13 protein-coding genes and 1 pseudogene are annotated in these 20,188 nt (G+C 40.0%); 13 read left to right on the top strand and 1 reads right to left on the bottom strand.

Annotation, left to right across the window (positions count from 1 at the left end; genetic code table 11):
* Window positions 1-84 precede the first annotated feature (84 nt).
* Window positions 85-1,971, top strand: coding sequence for a sucrose-specific PTS transporter subunit IIBC (locus DB729_RS01410; RefSeq protein WP_109289695.1), 1,887 nt, complete (start codon window positions 85-87; stop codon window positions 1,969-1,971).
* A gap of 158 nt (window positions 1,972-2,129) precedes the next feature.
* The gene (gene scrK, locus DB729_RS01405) at window positions 2,130-3,017 is read left to right on the top strand and encodes a fructokinase ScrK (RefSeq protein ID WP_109289696.1); all 888 of its coding nucleotides are present in this window, start codon (window positions 2,130-2,132) and stop codon (window positions 3,015-3,017) included.
* 42 nt (window positions 3,018-3,059) lie between these two features.
* Here scrK and DB729_RS01400 read toward each other — a convergent pair whose 3' ends face one another.
* Window positions 3,060-3,677 carry a TVP38/TMEM64 family protein gene (locus DB729_RS01400; RefSeq protein ID WP_000076176.1) on the bottom strand — a complete coding sequence of 206 codons (618 nt, stop codon included), beginning with the start codon at window positions 3,675-3,677 and terminating at the stop codon, window positions 3,060-3,062.
* 135 nt (window positions 3,678-3,812) lie between these two features.
* On the opposite strand from DB729_RS01400, the pseudogene DB729_RS01395 reads away from it, so the two are divergent.
* The 11 genes and pseudogenes from DB729_RS01395 (at window position 3,813) to metF (ending at window position 20,117) form a co-directional block, all read left to right on the top strand.
* A pseudogene (locus DB729_RS01395) lies at window positions 3,813-6,445 on the top strand (DEAD/DEAH box helicase family protein).
* A gap of 50 nt (window positions 6,446-6,495) precedes the next feature.
* Window positions 6,496-7,638, top strand: a complete 1,143-nt coding sequence (locus DB729_RS01390; RefSeq protein WP_109289697.1) for an AbiH family protein — start codon at window positions 6,496-6,498, stop codon at window positions 7,636-7,638.
* A 106-nt stretch (window positions 7,639-7,744) separates the two neighbouring features.
* On the top strand, window positions 7,745-9,313 hold the full coding sequence (locus DB729_RS01385; RefSeq protein WP_033583435.1) for a type I restriction-modification system subunit M: 1,569 nt from the start codon (window positions 7,745-7,747) through the stop codon (window positions 9,311-9,313).
* Window positions 9,306-10,310 carry a virulence RhuM family protein gene (locus tag DB729_RS01380; RefSeq protein WP_109289698.1) on the top strand — a complete coding sequence of 335 codons (1,005 nt, stop codon included), beginning with the start codon at window positions 9,306-9,308 and terminating at the stop codon, window positions 10,308-10,310. The genes DB729_RS01385 and DB729_RS01380 overlap by 8 nt, the downstream gene beginning before the upstream one ends.
* Entirely contained in the window at window positions 10,310-11,497 is a 1,188-nt protein-coding gene (locus DB729_RS01375) for a restriction endonuclease subunit S (RefSeq protein WP_109289699.1), read from the top strand. The genes DB729_RS01380 and DB729_RS01375 overlap by 1 nt, the downstream gene beginning before the upstream one ends.
* The gene (locus DB729_RS01370; RefSeq protein WP_109289700.1) at window positions 11,494-12,708 is read left to right on the top strand and encodes an anticodon nuclease; all 1,215 of its coding nucleotides are present in this window, start codon (window positions 11,494-11,496) and stop codon (window positions 12,706-12,708) included. Before DB729_RS01375 ends, DB729_RS01370 begins: the two co-directional genes overlap by 4 nt.
* Before the next feature lie 30 nt (window positions 12,709-12,738).
* A complete protein-coding gene (locus DB729_RS01365) occupies window positions 12,739-15,783 on the top strand; it encodes a type I restriction endonuclease subunit R (RefSeq protein WP_109289701.1) in 3,045 nt (1,014 codons plus the stop codon).
* 132 nt (window positions 15,784-15,915) lie between these two features.
* Window positions 15,916-16,320, top strand: a complete 405-nt coding sequence (locus tag DB729_RS01360; RefSeq protein ID WP_109289702.1) for a YbgA family protein — start codon at window positions 15,916-15,918, stop codon at window positions 16,318-16,320.
* Entirely contained in the window at window positions 16,304-16,666 is a 363-nt protein-coding gene (locus DB729_RS01355; RefSeq protein WP_109289703.1) for a TIGR02328 family protein, read from the top strand. Before DB729_RS01360 ends, DB729_RS01355 begins: the two co-directional genes overlap by 17 nt.
* 243 nt (window positions 16,667-16,909) lie before the next feature.
* Entirely contained in the window at window positions 16,910-19,159 is a 2,250-nt protein-coding gene (metE, locus tag DB729_RS01350) for a 5-methyltetrahydropteroyltriglutamate--homocysteine S-methyltransferase (RefSeq protein ID WP_007520511.1), read from the top strand.
* Between the two features lie 91 nt (window positions 19,160-19,250).
* Window positions 19,251-20,117 carry a methylenetetrahydrofolate reductase [NAD(P)H] gene (gene metF, locus DB729_RS01345; protein ID WP_109289831.1) on the top strand — a complete coding sequence of 289 codons (867 nt, stop codon included), beginning with the start codon at window positions 19,251-19,253 and terminating at the stop codon, window positions 20,115-20,117.
* The last annotated feature ends 71 nt before the right edge of the window (window positions 20,118-20,188 follow it).

Here is a 20,188-nt window from a genome sequence, read left to right as displayed (position 1 = left end):
TAGAAACGTGATAAAATAATAGTCGTAGGGCGAATAAAATCGCTTTCAAACAAGAACAAAATTTTTATAAGGAGATTTTTGCAAATGAACAATCAGGATATTGCAAAAAAGGTCATCGAAGCCCTTGGCGGACGTGAGAATGTCAACAGTGTAGCCCACTGTGCGACTCGTCTGCGTGTCATGGTCAAAGATGAAGGGAAAATCAAGAAGGAAGTGATTGAGAACTTGGATAAAGTTCAAGGAGCTTTCTTTAACTCAGGCCAATACCAAATCATATTTGGGACTGGTACAGTAAACAAGATGTATGACGAAGTGGTTGCACTTGGTTTGCCAACATCTTCTAAAGAAGATATGAAAGCAGAAGCTGCTAAACAAGGAAATTGGTTCCAACGTGCTATCCGTACTTTCGGTGACGTCTTTGTACCAATCATCCCAGTTATCGTAGCAACTGGTCTCTTCATGGGTGTGCGTGGTCTCTTGACTGCTCTTGGAATGACACTTCCAGCTGACGTGACAACATATACTCAAATCTTGACAGATACAGCCTTCATCATCTTGCCAGGTTTGGTTGTTTGGTCAACTTTCCGTGTATTCGGTGGTAACCCAGCTGTTGGTATCGTTCTTGGTATGATGCTCGTTTCTGATTCACTTCCAAATGCCTGGGCTGTTGCGTCTGGTGGTGAAGTAACTGCAATGCAGTTCTTCGGATTTATCCCAGTTGTAGGTTTGCAAGGTTCAGTTCTTCCAGCCTTCATCATCGGGGTTGTCGGAGCTAAGTTTGAAAAAGCAGTTCGTAAGGTTGTTCCAGATGTACTTGACCTCTTGGTAACACCGTTTGTAACACTCCTTGTAATGTCAATCCTTGGATTGTTTGTTATCGGACCAGTCTTTCACGTTGTTGAAAACTACATTCTCATTGGAACAAAAGCTATTCTTAACTTGCCATTCGGACTTGGTGGTTTCTTGATTGGTGGAGTTCACCAATTAATCGTCGTATCAGGTGTTCACCACATCTTCAACTTGCTTGAAGTTCAATTGCTTGCTGCTGACCACGCTAACCCATTCAACGCTATCATTACTGCAGCTATGACTGCTCAAGGTGCTGCAACTGTTGCCGTTGGTGTGAAAACTAAAAATCCTAAACTGAAAACTCTTGCTTTCCCAGCTGCTCTTTCTGCCTTCCTAGGTATTACTGAGCCTGCTATCTTCGGGGTTAACTTGCGTTTCCGTAAGCCTTTCTTCCTTTCATTGATTGCTGGTGCAGTCGGTGGTGGACTTGCTTCAATCCTTGGACTTGCTGGTACTGGTAATGGTATCACAGTCATCCCTGGTACAATGTTGTACATTGGTAACGGTCAATTATTCCAATACATCCTTATGGTAGCTGTATCATTCGTTCTTGGTTTTGCACTTACTTACATGTTTGGTTACGAGGACGAAAAAGAAGTTGCTTCTGAAGTAGCGACAGAACGTTTGGTTCAAGAAGAAACAACTGGTAACATTCCAGTAGCTCCTCAAAATGAAACAATCCAAACTCCAATCGTTGGGGACGTAGTTGCCCTTGAGAATGTTGATGACCCAGTCTTTTCAAGTGGTGCAATGGGACAAGGGATTGCAGTGAAACCAAGCCAAGGCGTGGTTTACGCACCAGCTGATGCAGAAGTATCAATCGCCTTTGCTACAGGACATGCTTACGGTTTGAAGACAGCTAATGGAGCTGAAATCTTGATCCACGTTGGGATCGACACGGTGACTATGAACGGTGAAGGCTTTGAACAAAAAGTTGCTCAAGGCGACAAGGTCAAAGCTGGTGATGTTCTCGGAACCTTTGATTCAAACAAAATCGCTGCTGCAGGTCTTGACGACACAACAATGGTTATCGTAACCAACACAGCAGACTACGCTTCTGTGACACCAGTCGCAAGCGGTTCAGTTGTCAAGGGTGACGCTATCATCGAAGTGAAAGCCTAGTCCTCTTCGAAAATCAGATTTAAAAATAAAACGAACAAATATTATGTTTGTTCGTTTTTACTTGGATGGTAAGATTTACAGAGGAAAATCTAAAATATTGAGAAATCTAGCCCTTTAAAATGTGCTATAATAGAGAAAACAAAGATAAGAGGTTTATCATGACAAAATTATATGGAAGCTTAGAAGCGGGCGGTACAAAGTTTGTCTGTGCTGTCGGTGATGAAAACTTTAATGTTGTGGAAAAAACACAATTTCCAACAACAACTCCTATCGAGACTATCGATAAAACCATCGAGTTCTTTTCAAAATTCGATAATCTTGCAGGTCTTGCCATCGGTTCCTTCGGTCCCATCGATATCGACAAAAATTCAAAAACCTATGGCTTTATCACAACGACTCCAAAACCTCACTGGGCAAATGTAGACTTACTTGGTGCCCTTCGTCGTGCCCTCAACGTACCTATGTATTTCACCACAGATGTAAACAGCTCTGCCTATGGTGAAGTAGTGGCTCGTAACAATGCTGGCGGTCGTATCGAAAACTTGGTTTACTACACGATCGGTACAGGTATCGGTGCAGGTGTTATCCAACGTGGTGAGTTTATCGGTGGTGTCGGTCACCCTGAGATGGGTCACTACTATGTAGCTAAACACCCAATGGATGTAGAAAAAGAATTTAATGGCGTTTGTCCTTTCCACAAAGGCTGTTTGGAAGGCTTTGCGGCTGGTCCAAGTCTCGAAGCCCGTACAGGTGTTCGTGGTGAAAATATTGAACTCAACAACTCTGTCTGGGATGTTCAAGCTTACTATATCGCTCAAGCTGCGGTCAATGCTACTGTGACTTTCCGTCCAGACGTCATCGTCTTTGGTGGTGGGGTTATGGCCCAACAACACATGCTGGACCGTGTGCGTGAGAAATTTACAGCTCTTCTCAACGGCTACCTACCAGTACCTGACGTGCGTGACTACATCGTGACTCCAGCAGTCGCAGGCAATGGTTCTGCCACACTTGGAAATTTTGTCCTTGCTAAGAGTGTCGCAAAATAAAACAAACAATCCGCTTGGGAAACCAAACGGATTTTTCTATTCTCAAAACATCTGCCAGAAGAAATCAATAATATAGGTCAAACCATAAGTATAAACCACTAGGGTAAAGGGCTTGGTCAGAATGATGATAATCATATAGCGTTTGAAGGTCATCTTGGTGAGGGCAGCCAGCATACAGAGAAAGTCAGCTGGACTGACAGGCCAGATCATCATAAAGATAAAGAAACGCTCGAAACGATTACCCTTATCTAGCCAACCAATGTACTTGTCATAGGTACGCTTGCTGACGACGGACTGGACAAAGGCAGCTCCGTAGAGGCGTACCAGGTAAAAGATAATGGCACAGCCAATCACGATGCCGATATAGTTGTAGATGGTTCCGATGATGTGGCCGTAAATAAAGACCCCAGCCACTGAGGTCAAAGCTCCCGGAATGATCGGAACGACGGTTTGTAGGATCTGTAAAAAGATAAAGAGTGGTGGCCCCCAAACCCCAGCTTGCTGGATAAAGGCCGATAGGGTTTCCTTTGATTGTAAAACACCCGCCTGATAGGCCCAAATACAGAAAATCAAGGTGCCGACTCCCCCGACGATAGATGAAATATTGATGACTTGCTGTAGAAGGGGAGAAACAGCTTTCATTTGCTTATCCTGTGACATGTAAACTCCTCATAGATAGTATGATTCTACTATACCATATTTTTCTTATAAAGACTAATTTGATTCCTTATCTTGCTTTTTATATAAGTGTGGTACAATTAAAGGAGTAAGTCAAGAGATATAATGGTGAAAGAAATGTTAGATTTAAAATTTAAAGGAAGATGGAGAAAGTACCAAAAGGAAGTCTTAGATCGTTTTCAGAACTATCAAACAGATGGCCATGTTCACCTAGTGGCGGCACCAGGGTCCGGCAAGACCACCATTGGTATCGAGCTGATCGCTCGTTTTGGCAACCCAGCCCTTGTCTTGGTTCCAACTGTCACCATTCGTGAACAATGGGTAGATAGGATCCAAACAGCCTTTTTAGAGAACGAACAGAAGATTTCAGATCTCGTTTCCCAAAACTTAAAGGAGATGAAGGCATTAACGATTGTGACATATCAGGCTTTTCATAGCGCCATGAACCAATTGCAATCACAAGAAGATGGAGAAGCAGAGGATTTTGTGGGGTTTGATTTGCTTGCAAGTCTAAGAGCACAGAAAGTTGCTACTCTTTGCTTGGACGAATGCCACCACCTGCGCAATGAATGGTGGAAAAGTCTGGAAGTCTTTCGCAAGCAGTATGGACAGTTGCAAGTCATCTCCCTGACAGCGACACCACCTTATGACAGCGAACCTGAACTTTGGGAACGCTATATCCGAATGTGTGGGGAAATTGACCAAGAAATCACGGTACCTGAACTAGTCAAGGAAGACACCCTCTGCCCTCATCAGGATTTTGTTTATATCTGTTCACCAACAGCTGAAGAGGCGAAACGTCTCAAACGGTTTGAGGAGACTAAGTGGGACTATATTCACCACCTTATAGTCGATCCTGATTTTCAAACATTTGTAGCAGGTTCAAAGGCCTCAAAGGAGACATTTCATCAGATTTGCTCTTAGAAGATCCCAAGTACTTGTCTGCTATGTTGATTTATATGCATTCTCAGAGGTTAACGATTCCTCCCTCTTTGCAAAATTTACTGGGAACCCAGAAGCTTCCAGCATTGACCTCCTACTGGCTGGAGACACTGTTGCAGAGCATACTCTATCAGACACCAGATTGGTATGAGGATCCAGATGGATATAAGAAAAAGTTAGAGGCTGACTTGAAGGCGCGTGGCTTGGTGGAAAAACGTCAGGTTTATCTAGTTAAGTCCAAGACTTCCGATCAACTTTTAACCCAATCTCTAGGGAAGTTGTCTGCCATCGCCGATATCTTCTGGACAGAGTATGAGAGTCTAGGTCAGGAACTGAGACAGTTAGTACTAGCTGACTATATTCGAAAGGATTTTGCCACCTATCTGGGAGATGATCAGGCGACCATTTCTCAGTTGGGGGTACTCCCTTATTTTGAAAGCATTCGTCGAAAAGCTCAGGAGCAAGAGATCCCTGTGTCTTTGGCTGTCTTGTCAGGTAGTGTCGTTATTTTGCCTACCGATGTGGCAGCAGAGTTGAAGGAACTCTTGCCTCAGGTTCCTCTTAGTTTCTCATCTATTGGTCACTTAGATCCAAAAGATTATGTGCAGGTTGGTTTTCCAAGCTCAGCTAAGGGAATCGTAGCGACAGTGACGGAGCTTTTTCAACGAGGGCGGATTCAAGTCCTAGTCGGAACCAAATCTCTCCTCGGAGAGGGTTGGGATGCTCCTTGTGTTAATTCCCTAATCCTCGGAAGCTTTGTGGGGAGCTTTATGCTAAGTAACCAGATGCGTGGCCGTGCCATTCGTATCTGGCCGGGACATCCAGAAAAGACCAGTAACATTTGGCATCTGGTAGCCGTTCAAGCGCAAGCACTTATCACTCTTCCTGGTGAGGAGCCTAGACCAGAGAGCAATCAGGATCTGGAGACCTTGTCGCGACGGATGGAGCATTTTCTTGGCTTGGCCTATAATCAGGAGAGTATTGAGACCGGTTTGGATCGTTTGGATTTTCCCAAGCCCCCCTTTAGGAAAAAGCAAATCAGCGAGTATAATGAGCGAGTTAAGAGTCTCTCAAAGGATCGAGCAGGCTTGCGCAAAAAATGGCAAGATGCTCTCGTAGTGGCAGATAGATTTGAGATTGTCACTGAAGTCGCTGCTCAACAACAGAAGATTCCAATCATGCTCCAGTTTGATGCCTTAAAATGGGTTCGCATGTCTTTGTTGCTCCTAGCAGTGGATTTATTGCTCTTGTTGTTTAGATTGAGACTGATTAGAGTTTGGTGGCTTACGGCAGCCTGTCTCCTCTTTCTAGCTTTTGCTACATCACGCTATCTCCTCTATAAAAGCCCCTATAGGCGTATGCAATTCCTTGGTGAGCAGATCCGAAAGGCTCTGCTAGATTCGGGGCATCTAACGGACGATCAATCCCGTGTTCAGGTAGAGGAGGACAAGGACAACTATATGGTTTTTGCCTATCTCAAGGGAGGAAGCATGAGGGACAAGGAGCTGTTTGCACAGACTGTGGGAGAGTTCTTTGCTCCAGTGGACAATCAGCGCTATCTCTTGAAGGCAGAGAAAGTCCGACAAGGTCAGTCACCTTACTATGTCGTTCCTAGTCTTTTTGACAAGCGCAAGGAAGATGCACAGAAATTCCTCGACTTTCTGACGCCAACTATTGGACGTTATCACCTGATCTACACACGAACAGAGGCCGGACGGAAAATCCTTCTTGAAGCTCGTATCCAAGCTCTCTCTAACAAAAATGACCGTATCTTGACTAAGAAGAAGGTTAAAAGCCAGTTGGAGTAGGGGAGGTAAAATATACCCCTCTAGAAAATAAAAAAGCAAAGGGAGAAAATATGGCAGATACAATTTTAATTTTAGGTAATGGTTTTGATATTGCAATGGGGCGAAAAACAAAGTATACCAATTTTATTTACTTTGAAAAACAATTATTCTCTAATCCAAATGAGGAGTTACTGGAGTTCCTAAAAGTTAAAAATATAAGGATTGAGAAATATAAGGATAATTTGTATTTGAAATTTATTAATGAGAATAAAGATACCCTTGGGGATAATTGGTCAAATCTTGAAACCATGATTTCTCAACTTGCAGATGCAATAATGTATTTTAAGGAGAAGAGTGATTTGCTATTTCAAATTGCTCCTGCAAATCAATTTTGGGTACTTGAAGATAAATTAGTAAGTGAAAATAATTATAGTTCAAAAGTATTTGTTGCAAGAAGCTTTATTTCCTTTTATAAAGAGGAAGGCTGGGATTCTTTGGAAAGAGAAGTTACACTTGAAAAATTAAATAGTAAATTTATCAGGCAACTTGATCTATTGATTGAATTGTTAGAAATCTATCTGTCATATATAGATTATTTAGATTTTGAAGTTCGAGGGATTGAAGCAAGACCAACAGCTTTAGATGCAGTACCTCATTTATTAAGTTCTTATGTTTTAAACTTTAATTATACCAACACGTCAAGTTATCTATTTAGAACTGTTGAAGAAAGAACTCATTTTATACATGGTCGAATTGATTTAGATAGAACGTTTAATAGGCTCAATACCATGGTCTTTGGAATTGAGGATAAAGAAAATGATGTCAACAGTGATTTGATTCCTTATCAGAAGTATTACCAAAGAGTTGTTAAAGAGACCGGAAATAAATTTGAAGAATTCTTCAGACAAACTATTCAATTTCCTGATAATGATTTTGAGAGTTATATTACTTCTAAAAATATCATTGTTTTTGGTCACTCTGTAGATCCTCTGGATAAAGAGATATTCCAAAAATGTTTTGAATTAGCAGAGAAAGGTGAGTATCTATATCGATTTATTTACACTTACTTTGATGAACCAGCTAAACGTTCAATTATTAAGAATCTCGCAATCATCCTTGGGAAGGAAAAACTGATAGAGTTAACAGGTAAACGGAATATTGTATTCGTAAAGAGTGATGATAAGGACCGTATGAACAAAGAGCTACTACCTTAATAAAGTTAAGAATAGTTTATAGCCCACTCGCTCTAGTCAGGTCGAGTGGTTTTTCTTGAAATATGATAAAATAGAAAAGATAATACATTAATTAAGGAAAGTAAAAATGGCAAGTAAAGAAAATGCAGAACGCAAGGAGCTGCATCGTAAAATTTGGGCGATTGCAGACGATGTTCGTGGAGCTGTAGACGGTTGGGATTTTAAGCAATATATCCTAGGAATTCTGTTCTATCGTTTTATTTCAGAGCACATGGCAGACTATTTTGACCGTGCGGAGCATGAGGCTGGTGATTTAGAATTCCGTTATGTTGACTTAAGTGACCAAGAAGCTGAGCAAGATTTCAAACCAGGGACAGTTGAGGATAAGGGGTTCTTTATCCTTCCAAGTCAATTATTTGAAAATGTCGTCAAGAACGCCTCGCAAAATGAAAATCTAAACGAAGACTTAGCTAATATTTTCCAAGACATTGAGAAGTCAGCGATTGGGTTCAAATCAGAGGACGATATCAAAGGTTTGTTTGATAACTTGGACACACGAAGCAATATCCTTGGTGGAACTGTTCCAGAAAAAAATAAACGCCTTTCTGACATTCTTAATGGTATCAATAGTATTAACTTTGGCAATTTTGAGGAAAATGACATTGATGCCTTTGGTGATGCCTATGAGTTCTTGATTTCAAACTATGCTAGTAATGCAGGAAAAAGTGGGGGTGAATTTTTCACACCACAGACAGTATCTAAACTGTTAGCTCGACTAGTCATGGTCGGAAAAAACAAGATTAACAAGGTCTATGACCCAACATGTGGTTCAGGCTCTCTCCTTCTTCAAATGAAAAAACAATACGAAGACCATATCTTGGAGGATGGTTTCTTTGGTCAGGAAATCAATATGACCAACTATAACTTGGCTCGTATGAATATGTTCCTACACAATATCAACTACAATAACTTTGATATTAAGCGAGGAGATACCCTTTTAAATCCTCAGCATCTGGAAGAAAAGCCTTTTGATGCTATCGTTTCTAACCCTCCGTATTCTGTTAAATGGGTGGGAGATGGAGATCCAACTCTGATAAACGATGACCGTTTTGCTCCAGCAGGGAAACTAGCTCCTAAGTCAAAAGCTGACTTTGCCTTTATCATGCATAGTCTCAACCACTTGTCTAATAAAGGTAGGGCAGCAATTGTTTGTTTCCCAGGCATTTTCTATCGTGGAGGTGCTGAAAAGACCATTCGTCAGTATCTGGTAGATAACAACTTTGTTGAAGCAGTCATTGCCCTTCCAGATAATCTCTTCTTTGGCACTTCTATCGCAACTACGATTTTAGTTCTGGCGAAGAATAAACTTGAAAATAAAACACTCTTTATTGATGCGAGTAAAGAGTTCAAAAAAGAGACCAATAACAATGTTTTAACAGATAGCAATATTGAGCATATTGTTGAATTGTTCGCTAATTATCAAAGTGTAGACTATAAAGCAGCTCTTGTTGATAATGATGTGATTGGTTCAGAGCAGGATTACAATCTATCTGTGTCAACTTATGTCGAACAAGAAGACACACGTGAGAAGATTGATATAGATGTGCTCAATAAAGAAATCGCTGAGACTGTTGCCAAGATTGACCACTTGCGTGTAGAGATAGATAAGATTGTAGAGGAATTGAGCCATGACTAATGATGTGATTCTCTATAGAACTGATGACGGGGAGTCCGCTATTGAACTCCACTTGGATAATGGAACGGTCTGGCTGACCCAACAAGAACTAGCTGAGCTTTTTCAGACTTCCAAGCAAAACATTAGTAAACATATCAAGGCTATCTTTGAAGATGGTGAATTGGATGAAACAGTGGTTGTCAACTATCAGTTGACAACCACTCGTCACGGTGCAATAGCAGGTAAAACTCAGTCAAAAAAAGTCGCCTACTATAATCTCGATATGATTTTGGCAATTGGCTATCGTGTGCGTTCTCTTCGTGGAATCCAGTTCAGACATTATGCTTCGACAGTCTTGAAAGAGTATCTGATCAAGGGCTTCGCTATGGATGATGAGCGCTTGAAAAACTTGGGTGGAGGCTCTTATTTTAAAGAACTCCTTGAAAGAATCCGAGACATTCGCTCGAGTGAAAAAGTCTTTTACCGTCAGGTTTTGGATCTCTTTGCTACATCAAGTGACTACAATGCAAACTCACCAGAGGCAAAGAAATTCTTTGCGACAGTACAAAACAAGATGCATTATGCTATTCACCACAATACTGCGAGCGAACTCATCTACAATCGTGTTGATAGTGAAAAGGAGTTTATGGGCTTGACCACTTTTAAGGGCGACCTCCCTACCCTATCTGAAGCAAAAGTTGCCAAGAACTATCTGACAGAAAAGGAACTCCGTGGACTCAATCAGCTTGTATCAGGATATCTAGACTTTGCTGAAAGACAGGCAGAGCGAGAAGAAGTCATGACTATGGCGGACTGGGCGACACATGTAGATCGTATCCTTCAGGCTACTGGAGAAGACTTACTGGATAACAGTGGTTCGATCTCTCGTGAACAGATGAAGCAGAAGGTAGATAAGGAATATAAGAGCTACCAAGCCAAAACCCTTAGTCAAGTTGAAAAAGATTACCTCAAAGAAATTAAAAGCATTGAAAATCTAGCCAAGGAAGGAGGTAAGTGATGAACATCCTAGAAGAAATCCAAAACTGTCCCGTTGAGTGGAAAGAGTTGGGGGAAGTGTGTGAAGTAAAGGCAGGAAAAAATATAAATAAGACTTTTATTCAAAATAATTTAGGGAATTTCCCGGTAATTAATAGTGGAAAAGAACCGTTAGGTTATATCAATATTTTTAACACACAAAATGATCCTATTGGAATAACTTCACGAGGAGCAGGTGTTGGTTATGTTTCTTGGAATGAAGGTAAGTATTTTAGAGGAAATTTGAATTATTCTGCGACAGCTAAAGATGAGGAAGTATTACTACCTAGATTTTTATATTTTTATTTAAAGAATAGTTCCAAAGAAATTGAAAACTTATGCACGTTTGATGGCATACCAGCCTTAAATAAATCATCTTTAGAGGGATTATTAATCCCTATCCCTCCTAGAAAAATCCAAGAAAAAATAGTGCAAACACTTGACAAAATGACTGATTATGTTACAGAATTGACCTCAGAATTGACCTCAGAATTGACCTCACGTAAAAAGCAATATTCTTATTATCGAGATAAGCTTTTATCATTTGAGGATGAGTTCTATCAGGTTGAGTGGAAGACTCTAGAAGAAGTAGCAAAAGATTTTGGTCGAGGGAAATCGAAACATAGGCCTAGAAATGATGCAAGATTATATGGTGGCGATATACCGTTCATACAGACGGGAGATATAAGAGAGGCTGGTAAATGGATTGAAAACTATTCTCAAACTTATAGTGCTTTTGGATTGCAACAAAGTAAGCAGTGGGAAAAGGGAACATTGTGTATCACAATTGCTGCTAATATAGCGGAAACTGGATTATTAGGATTTGATGCTTGTTTCCCTGATAGTATTATAGGGTTTGTTGCAAATCCAAAATTTGCCATTACAGAATATGTTTACTATTACTTAAATTCAATAAAAGATTATCTTGCAAATAAGAGTTATGGTAGTGCACAGGATAATCTTAATTTATCTACATTTTCATCATTGAAAATTCCAGTCCCTTCTCTCGAAATCCAATCTCGTATTGTTCAAGTTCTAGACAACTTTGACAAGGTTTGTAATGACCTAAACATCGGATTGCCTAAGGAGATTGAACTGCGTCAAAAACAATATGAATATTGGAGAAAAATGATGTTCAATTTTAATAAAAAAGGTGACAGTATACTATGACAGAATTCGAAACATTGGAAAGCCTTGCGGATAATCTTATTTCAAAAAAATCAAAGAGTTCCCTTCTATATGCTTTTAATGGAAGTGGAAAAACTAGACTATCTATGGCTGTTAAGGAAAAATTGGATGGCGATGAACTTGGTCAACTTCAGAATAAGGGGATAGACGAAAAGAAAATTTTTTATTTTAATGCATTTACAGAAGATTTATTTTCTTGGGATAATGATTTGCAAGACGATTGGGATAGAAAATTAAATATAAATCTGGAATCAACATTTTTGAAGTATATTCTTGAAGATCAGGGAAAGGAAAATGAGATAATTGATTTATTTCAAGATTACCTTGGAATTTTCCCTGAAGGTAATGATTTAAGAAGTAAACAGCAAATTATTTCACCAAATTTCCAAGACAACTTTAGGACAGTTAAATTTTCAAAAACCTATACTGCCAAAAATGAACATGGTGAAGATGAAAGAATTACAGAGAATAATATAAAAATTTCTAAAGGAGAAGAAAATAGTTTTATCTGGAGTATTTTCTATACTTTTCTGAATGAAGTTATTCAAAGTAAGAATGCTCAGGACTCTTTCCCAAATTTAAAGTATATTTTTATAGATGATCCTGTTTCCTCTTTAGATGACAGAAAAATAATTGAAATGGCTGTTGATTTAGCTAGTTTAATAAAGGAAAGTAAGTTTGAAAAAACGACTGAAACCGTTCATGAATCTAGTGGTTTAAAATTTATTATCACAACTCATCATCCACTATTTTTTAACGTGTTATTTAATGAATTAAAAGGTGATTCATGTAGTAGATTTGTACTTGAACACAAGTTGGATTTGACTACTGGTGATGAAACCTATCATTTGAAAGAGACCTCTGATTCTCCGTTTGCTTACCACTTGAAGGTTATAGATATAATAGATGAAGCTATTAAAGTGAATCAATTAGAAAAATATCACTATAATTTATTAAGATCACTTTTTGAAAAAACTTCTACTTTTTTAGGATATAAATCGTGGGAAGAAATTATACCTGAAAGTGAAAGAGATAAGGTTCATAGAAGATACTTAAATTTATTTAGTCATGATAAACAATCGGTTGAAGAGTTTCCCGATATTACAGAAGATGATAAAGAACAATTTAAAGTGATCTACAAGAAGTTTATTGAGAAATACTATTTCAATAAAGATATTAGTCATTTGCACTAGAATATACAAAGAATACCGAGGAAGCATGATATGGTTGATTATTCAAAAATACATGAAGTAATTGCGGAAACAAATGAAGGGATTCTCTTGGCTGAGTATCAACCAGAGTATCGCACAGATAGAGAATATCAGTCTGAGGCAGACTTGGAAAATCAGCTGATATCTGATCTGGTTAATAGCCTAAACTATGAGCGACTAGATATTCATACGCCTGCCGAACTCTTAGCCAATGCCAAGGTGCAAATAGAAAAACTTAATAAGGTGACTTTTTCGGATGTTGAGTGGAATCGCTTTGTAATGGAGTATTTAGACTGTCCCAATGAAGGGTTAGTTGAAAAAACACGAAAAATCCAAGAAAATCATATCTATGATTTTGTCTTTGATGATGGGCAAATTAAAAATATTTTCATCCTTGATAAGAAAAACATTCATAACAACAGCATGCAGGTCATCAACCAGGTGACCCAAGTGGGCAGTCATACCAACCGTTATGATGTGACTATTTTAGTGAATGGTCTGCCGTTAGTTCAGATTGAATTGAAGAGACGAGGGGTTAGTCTTAAAGAAGCTTTTGAACAAATTCATAGATATAGTAAGGAAAGTTTCAATAGTGAAAATTCTTTATACAAATATATTCAGATTTTTGTGATTTCCAATGGCACTTATACACGCTACTTTGCAAATACGACAGCTCAAAATAAAAATCATTATGAGTTCACCTGTGAGTGGGCGGACCGCAAAAATAAAACAATTCATGACCTCGAGGACTTTACTGTCACTTTCTTAAGTAAGCGAGTCCTCTTAGAAGTTTTGACCAAGTATTGTGTTTTTGATGCTGATAATACCTTGCTCATCATGCGCCCATATCAGATAGCAGCAACTGAGAGTATCTTGCGCAAGATTCATTCTTCCAATGAAATGAAGAACTTTGGCTCTATCAATGCTTGTGGCTATATCTGGCATACGACAGGGTCGGGGAAAACCTTGACCAGCTTTAAGACTGCACGCTTGGCAACAGAGTTGGACTACATTGACAAAGTGATATTCGTCGTTGATAGAAAAGACCTTGACTATCAGACCATGAAGGAGTATCAAAAATTCCAGCCAAATTCAGTCAATGGTAGCAACAATACCAAAGAACTCCAACGAAGTATCGAAGAAAATGATGATCGAATCGTTGTCACAACCATTCAAAAGTTAAACAAGTTTATAACAGCAAATCCAAATCATGAAGTCTATGCTAAAAAATGTGTCTTGATTTTTGATGAGTGTCATCGTTCGCAGTTTGGGAAGGCGCAGAAGCGGATTAAGAAGGCCTTTAAACAGTATGCTTTGTATGGATTTACAGGAACACCGATTTTCCCAGAAAATAGCTTAACGGGTGAAACGACCCAGGAAGTTTTTGGAGAACAACTTCATAATTACGTTATCACAGATGCTATTCGAGATAAAAAAGTATTGAAGTTCAAGGTTGACTATAACTATATCAAGCCTGAAATCAATAAATATAGAGAAGCAGAAAAAGCAGTTGGTCAAGAGCTTGATGAGAAGAAACTCAAAAAGATGGAGAAGGAACTCCTTTTGCATCCAGAACGGATAGCAACCATCACAGAGTACCTGTTGAGAGTTTATAATGACAAAACGCATCGAAATCAACATTATACTCATAAGCAAAAACAACTGTTTGGATTTAATGCCATGCTGGCTGTACAAAGTATTGAAGCAGCAAAATTATACTATGAAGAAATCCAGCGACAACAAGCAGCTTTACCAGAAGCTAAACGCTTAAAAGTTGCAACCATTTTTAGCTTTGCACCTAACGAAGAACAGTCAGCTTATGGGGAAATTCAAGACGAAGAGCTAGACCCTCAAGATACAGCTATGTCTCTATCTTCTAAAGAGTTTCTGGCTAAGGCAATCTACGACTATAATCAAATGTTCAAGACGAACTTTTCGACAGATGGTAAAGAGTTTCAAAATTACTATCGTGACCTTTCTAAACGAGTTAAGTCCAAGGAAGTGGATTTACTGATTGTAGTGGGTATGTTCTTGACAGGATTTGATGCTCCGACCATGAATACTCTCTTTGTCGATAAAAACCTTCGTTATCATGGATTGATTCAGGCATTCTCGAGAACCAATCGAATTTTTAATAGGGTTAAACCTTTTGGAAATATTGTTTGTTTTCGTGATTTAGAAAAGGCTACGCAAGAAGCTATTAAGACTTTTGGAGACACAAATAAGCTTGAAATCATCTTAGAAAAAAGCTTTAGTGAATACATGGATGGTTTTGTCGATCAGGTAACGGGTATCGAGGTCAAAGGATATACTGCGGTTTGTCAGGAAATTCTGGAAAAATTCCCAAATCCGCAAGAGATTGAAACAGAGCACGATAAAAAAGAGTTTGTTAAGTTATTTGGTGAGTTATTGAAACTTGATAATGTTCTTCGAAATTATGACGAATTCCAAGAAATCGACAAACCTATTTCTGAAGGTTATCTTCAAGATTTAAGAAGTGCCTATGTGGAAATTCGAGATGAATTTTTGAATCTTAAAAACTATGAAAAGACTAAGGATTTGGATGTTGACCTTTCAGATGTCGAATTTGAAATTGAGTTACTAAAAACTGATGAGATTAACCTAGACTATATCTTGGCATTGATTGTTGAAAAATCGAAGAATTCTGAGTCTAAAGAAGTAATGAAAGCAGAAGTTAGTCGCGTGATTCGTTCTAGTATTGATATCCGTGCCAAAGAAGAGTTGGTTATTGGATTTATCAATGACACCGATTTGCAAAAATTGAAAGACCATGATGGGATTATCCATGCTTTCTACGAATATGGCAAGGAGCGCAAGAAAATCGCGATTCAAGACCTAGCTGAGGCTGAGAAACTTGTAGATGACTATCAATTGTTTATCGACAAATCAATTCAACGAGGTTATGCTGAAAATAGTGGGACTGATTTGGATTCGATTATTCCACCAACTTCTCGTAGACAGGGAGCGCGTGAACGGAAAAAGCAAGAAGTTTTACGTAAGATTCAGTTGTTAGTAGAGACTTATTCAGGTATTTAAGGGGTTGTCGAACACGATTTATTAGAAAAATCAGGAGCTACAAAAAATATTGATTCGCTTATAATTCACTCATTTTTTAAATACAACTTTGTTTCCATATTTCCTGGAAACGGATAGAAAACAAGGAGAAAGATGGAACAAACTAATCAAAAATCCCAGTGCCAACAACTCTGGGCTAGAAATAAATACCTCGTTTTGAGCCATTCTAGCAATATTTACAATGAGATTCGTCAATATTTGAAGAATGAACAGGTGGAGCTGAGTCTGGTTCAAGAGATGATTGACCGTGCCTGTCAAATCCCAGAACACAAGGGTCAGGTTTGCAATGCCTTCCAGCATGTTTGGGGCTATTTCAAAAAGAAAGCGACAGATGCCGAGCGTAAGGACTATATGCTCTTACTGGATCGCTACCGCTTTGGTCAGGCTTCTAAGGAAGACTTGATTGCTAAGACTCGATACTTGCTTGAACGCTATCCCAATACCTACTTGCAACATTCGACTTTACTGAAAGGAGACTCCCATGAGACTTTGGCATGAGGCTTTGATTTCACAACTTCCCCGTCCTCAACTTTTGGGTCAACATCGAGAGTGCTGCGCCCTGCGTGGCAATGGCTGGGGGAGAAAGCATGCGACGGTTAACTATGTCTTTACCCACTCGCCCTATCATCTCTATGCCTATCATCGCTTGATCATGAAGGAGATGGCTGACCGTGGCTACAATGTCAGTCCAGAGTGGCTGGATAAGGACTACCGTGGCAAAATTTGCCCTCCCTATGAAGACTTGCCTGAGGAGAAGTTGGACAATCCCGTCTACAGTGAGCATGATGCAGGATACTATGAGGAGTGCCTGGCTAATCTCCGAGAGAAGGGGATCAACCTATAGTCTTTTCTAATATCAAGCCATAGTCACTTATGAGAATTATCAATAGCTTGTTTGAGCATTTTAACTAAAAGACAACACAAAACAAGCCATACAAAGGATTTGAGGCACTGGTCTCAAGTCTTTTTCTTTTGTTCAAAATAATGATATAGTTTCAAACTATATCAAATCCTAATTATTTACAATTATACAGGCGCTTTCTTTTCTGTTAAGATAGTTTCAACAACAAATTTTGGAGGACACATCATGTCAACTACGATCATCGGTTTCCCTCGTTTGGGCGAATTCCGCGAATTAAAATTTACAACTGAAAAATATTTTAGAAAAGAAATCTCAGAAGAAGAACTCCTTGCAGCAGCAAAAGAATTGCGCGCGAAACACTGGAACATCGTCAAAGAAAAAGGCATCACTGAAATCCCATCAAACGACTTTTCTCACTATGACAACTTCCTAGATGCAGCTTTCCTCTTCAACGTGGTGCCAGCTTCTGTTCAAAACTTGGACTTATCTGACCTTGAGCGCTACTTTGCTTTGGCGCGTGGTTACCAAGGTGAAAAAGGGGATGTTCGTGCCCTTCCAATGAAGAAATGGTTCAACACCAACTACCACTACATCGTTCCTAAGTTTGAAAAAGACACTCAAGTCAAACTTGCAGGTCACAAGATTTTTGATGAGTTCCAAGAAGCTAAAGAACTTGGATTGAACACTCGTCCTGTCCTTGTAGGTCCATTCACTTTCCTTCAATTATCAGACTTTGAAGAAGGCGTGAAAGCTGAAGACTTCGTAGACGGCTTAGTGGCTGCTTACCAAGAAGTTTTTGCTAAATTGGCGGAGCTTGGTGCGACTCGCATCCAACTCGATGAAGCGGCTCTTGTCAAAGATTTGACAGCTGAAGAAAAAGCTCTCTTCTTGAACCTCTACAACAAACTCTTGGCTGACAAGAAAGGTCTTGAAGTCTTGCTTCAAACTTACTTCGGTGACGTTCGTGACGTCTACACTGACCTTGTGAACTTGCCAGTAGATGCCATTGGTCTTGACTTCGTTGAAGGTAAGAAAACGCTTGAACTCGTTAAAGGTGGTTTCCCAGCTGACAAGACTCTCTATGCAGGTATTGTCAATGGTAAAAACATTTGGCGCAACAACTACGAAAAGAGCTTGGCTGTTCTTGAGCAAATCCCAGCTGAAAACATTGTCTTGACAAGTTCATGCTCACTTCTTCATGTGCCATTTACAACTGCCAATGAAGAATTTGAACCAGCAATCTTGAACCACTTTGCCTTTGCGGTTGAAAAATTGGAAGAACTTCGTGACTTGGATGCTATCCGCAATGGTCAAGGTGCAGAAGCTCTTGCAGCTAACAAAGAACTCTTTGCGACTGAGCGTGTGGGTGAAAATGCAGAACTTCGTGCGCGCATCGCTGGATTGACTGACGCAGACTACACTCGTTTGCCAGCCTTTGCAGAACGTGAAGCTATCCAAGAAGAAGCCTTTAAACTTCCAGCTCTTCCAACAACAACCATCGGTTCATTCCCTCAAACTAAGGAAGTCCGTGCCAAACGTTTGGCTTACCGTAAGGGTGAATTGTCACAAGAAGAATACGATGCCTTTCTTGCTGAAACTATCGATGAATGGATCAAATGGCAAGAAGAAGTTGGATTTGACGTGCTGGTACACGGTGAGTTCGAGCGTAACGACATGGTTGAATACTTCGGACAAAACTTGTCCGGTTACCTCTTCTCTAAGAATGGTTGGGTACAATCTTACGGTATGCGTGGGGTGAAACCACCAATCATCTGGGGTGACGTCACTCGTCTTAACCCAATCACTGTGAAATGGTCTAGCTACGCACAAAGCCGTACTGACAAACCTGTTAAGGGTATGTTGACAGGACCTGTTACCATCCTTAACTGGTCATTCCCACGTGAAGACATCTCTATCAAGGACTCAACTCTTCAAATCGCCCTTGCTATCAAGGATGAAGTTCTTGACCTTGAAGCTGCTGGCGTGAAGATTATCCAAATTGACGAGGCTGCTCTTCGTGAGAAATTGCCACTCCGTCGTAGCGACTGGTACGAAGACTACCTTGACTGGGCTATTCCAGCCTTCCGCTTGGTACACTCTACAGTAGCGCCAGACACTCAAATCCACACTCACATGTGTTACTCAGAATTTACAGATATCATCCCAGCCATCGACAACATGGATGCGGATGTTATTTCCTTTGAAGCAAGCCGTTCAAACCTTGAAATCTTGGACGAACTCAAAGCGAAAAACTTCCAAACAGAAGTGGGACCTGGGGTTTACGATATCCACTCACCTCGTGTGCCAAATGAAGGCGAAATTGACCACACAATCGATGCTATCCTTGCCAAAGTACCAAGCAAGAAAGTTTGGATCAACCCTGACTGTGGTTTGAAAACACGCGGTATTCCAGAAACAAAAGAAAGCTTGATCCGCCTTGTCGAAGCAGCAAAAGCTGCGCGTGAGAAATTGTAAGATAAGATTTCTCTCTTGACACTGACTGTTCAAGGAACTGTTGGCCTAGCTGCTCAGCAATCATGAAATCAAAAAGAAAAGGATAATGACTATGTCACGCCAAACGCCGTCACTTTCATTTGAAGTGTTCCCTCCAAACCCAGCTGTGGGTAATGATAAAATTATTTCAGCCTTGCAGGATATGCGGGAGCTGACACCGCACTTTATCAGTGTGACTGCCAGCAATAATAAATTTAATATCAAGGAAACAACGGTTCGTTTGGCTGACTTTATCCAGAATGATTTGGCGATTCCAACCATTGCCCACTTGCCAGCTATCTATCTGACCAAGGACAAAGTTGCTGAAACCATTGCAGACTTGGATAAGGTTGGGGTACAGAAAATCTTGGCCTTACGTGGGGATATTATCTCTGATGTGGAGCCACAAAAGGATTTTCGCTACGCAACGGACTTGATCGAGTTCATCAAGGAACAGGCTCCTCACTTTGAGATTGTTGGAGCTTGCTACCCAGAGGGACACCCTGACTCGCCAAACCAGATCTCGGATATCCAAAACCTCAAGAAGAAAGTAGACGCAGGCTGTTCAAGTCTCGTAACGCAGCTTTTCTTTGACAATGAGCGTTTCTATGATTTCCAAGACAAGTGTACCTTGGCAGGGATTGATGTTCCTATTCATGCGGGGATCATGCCCATTCTGAACCGTAACCAAGCGCTTCGTCTCTTGAAGACTTGTGAGAATATCCACCTTCCACGTAAATTTAAAGCTATCTTAGACAAGTATGAGCATGACCCTGAGTCGCTCAGAGCAGCAGGACTTGCCTATGCAGTGGACCAAATCGTGGACTTGGTCACTCAGGATGTTGCAGGTGTGCATCTCTACACCATGAACAATGCTGAAACAGCAAAATACATCCACCAAGCAACCCATGCCTTGTTTAATCATCAGTCTTTAGGATAATAAAAAGCAAACCATTCTTCTCAGGTGAGGGGAATGGTTCCTTTTTAATAGAAAAGCCCGCACTTTTTAAG

The organism is Streptococcus halitosis (assembly GCF_003143695.2).
Taxonomy (GTDB): Bacteria; Bacillota; Bacilli; order Lactobacillales; family Streptococcaceae; genus Streptococcus; species Streptococcus halitosis.
This window is presented reverse-complemented; position numbering and strand designations above follow the sequence as displayed.

Excerpts from the sequence above, each read along its gene's own strand:
- DB729_RS01410 (WP_109289695.1), top strand. The coding sequence starts at position 85 with ATGAACAATCAGGATATTGCAAAAAAGGTCATCGAAGCCCTTGGCGGA.
- scrK (WP_109289696.1), top strand. The coding sequence starts at position 2,130 with ATGACAAAATTATATGGAAGCTTAGAAGCGGGCGGTACAAAGTTTGTC.
- DB729_RS01400 (WP_000076176.1), bottom strand. The coding sequence starts at position 3,677 with ATGTCACAGGATAAGCAAATGAAAGCTGTTTCTCCCCTTCTACAGCAA.
- DB729_RS01390 (WP_109289697.1), top strand. The coding sequence starts at position 6,496 with ATGGCAGATACAATTTTAATTTTAGGTAATGGTTTTGATATTGCAATG.
- DB729_RS01385 (WP_033583435.1), top strand. The coding sequence starts at position 7,745 with ATGGCAAGTAAAGAAAATGCAGAACGCAAGGAGCTGCATCGTAAAATT.
- DB729_RS01380 (WP_109289698.1), top strand. The coding sequence starts at position 9,306 with ATGACTAATGATGTGATTCTCTATAGAACTGATGACGGGGAGTCCGCT.
- DB729_RS01375 (WP_109289699.1), top strand. The coding sequence starts at position 10,310 with ATGAACATCCTAGAAGAAATCCAAAACTGTCCCGTTGAGTGGAAAGAG.
- DB729_RS01370 (WP_109289700.1), top strand. The coding sequence starts at position 11,494 with ATGACAGAATTCGAAACATTGGAAAGCCTTGCGGATAATCTTATTTCA.
- DB729_RS01365 (WP_109289701.1), top strand. The coding sequence starts at position 12,739 with ATGGTTGATTATTCAAAAATACATGAAGTAATTGCGGAAACAAATGAA.
- DB729_RS01360 (WP_109289702.1), top strand. The coding sequence starts at position 15,916 with ATGGAACAAACTAATCAAAAATCCCAGTGCCAACAACTCTGGGCTAGA.
- DB729_RS01355 (WP_109289703.1), top strand. The coding sequence starts at position 16,304 with ATGAGACTTTGGCATGAGGCTTTGATTTCACAACTTCCCCGTCCTCAA.
- metE (WP_007520511.1), top strand. The coding sequence starts at position 16,910 with ATGTCAACTACGATCATCGGTTTCCCTCGTTTGGGCGAATTCCGCGAA.
- metF (WP_109289831.1), top strand. The coding sequence starts at position 19,251 with ATGTCACGCCAAACGCCGTCACTTTCATTTGAAGTGTTCCCTCCAAAC.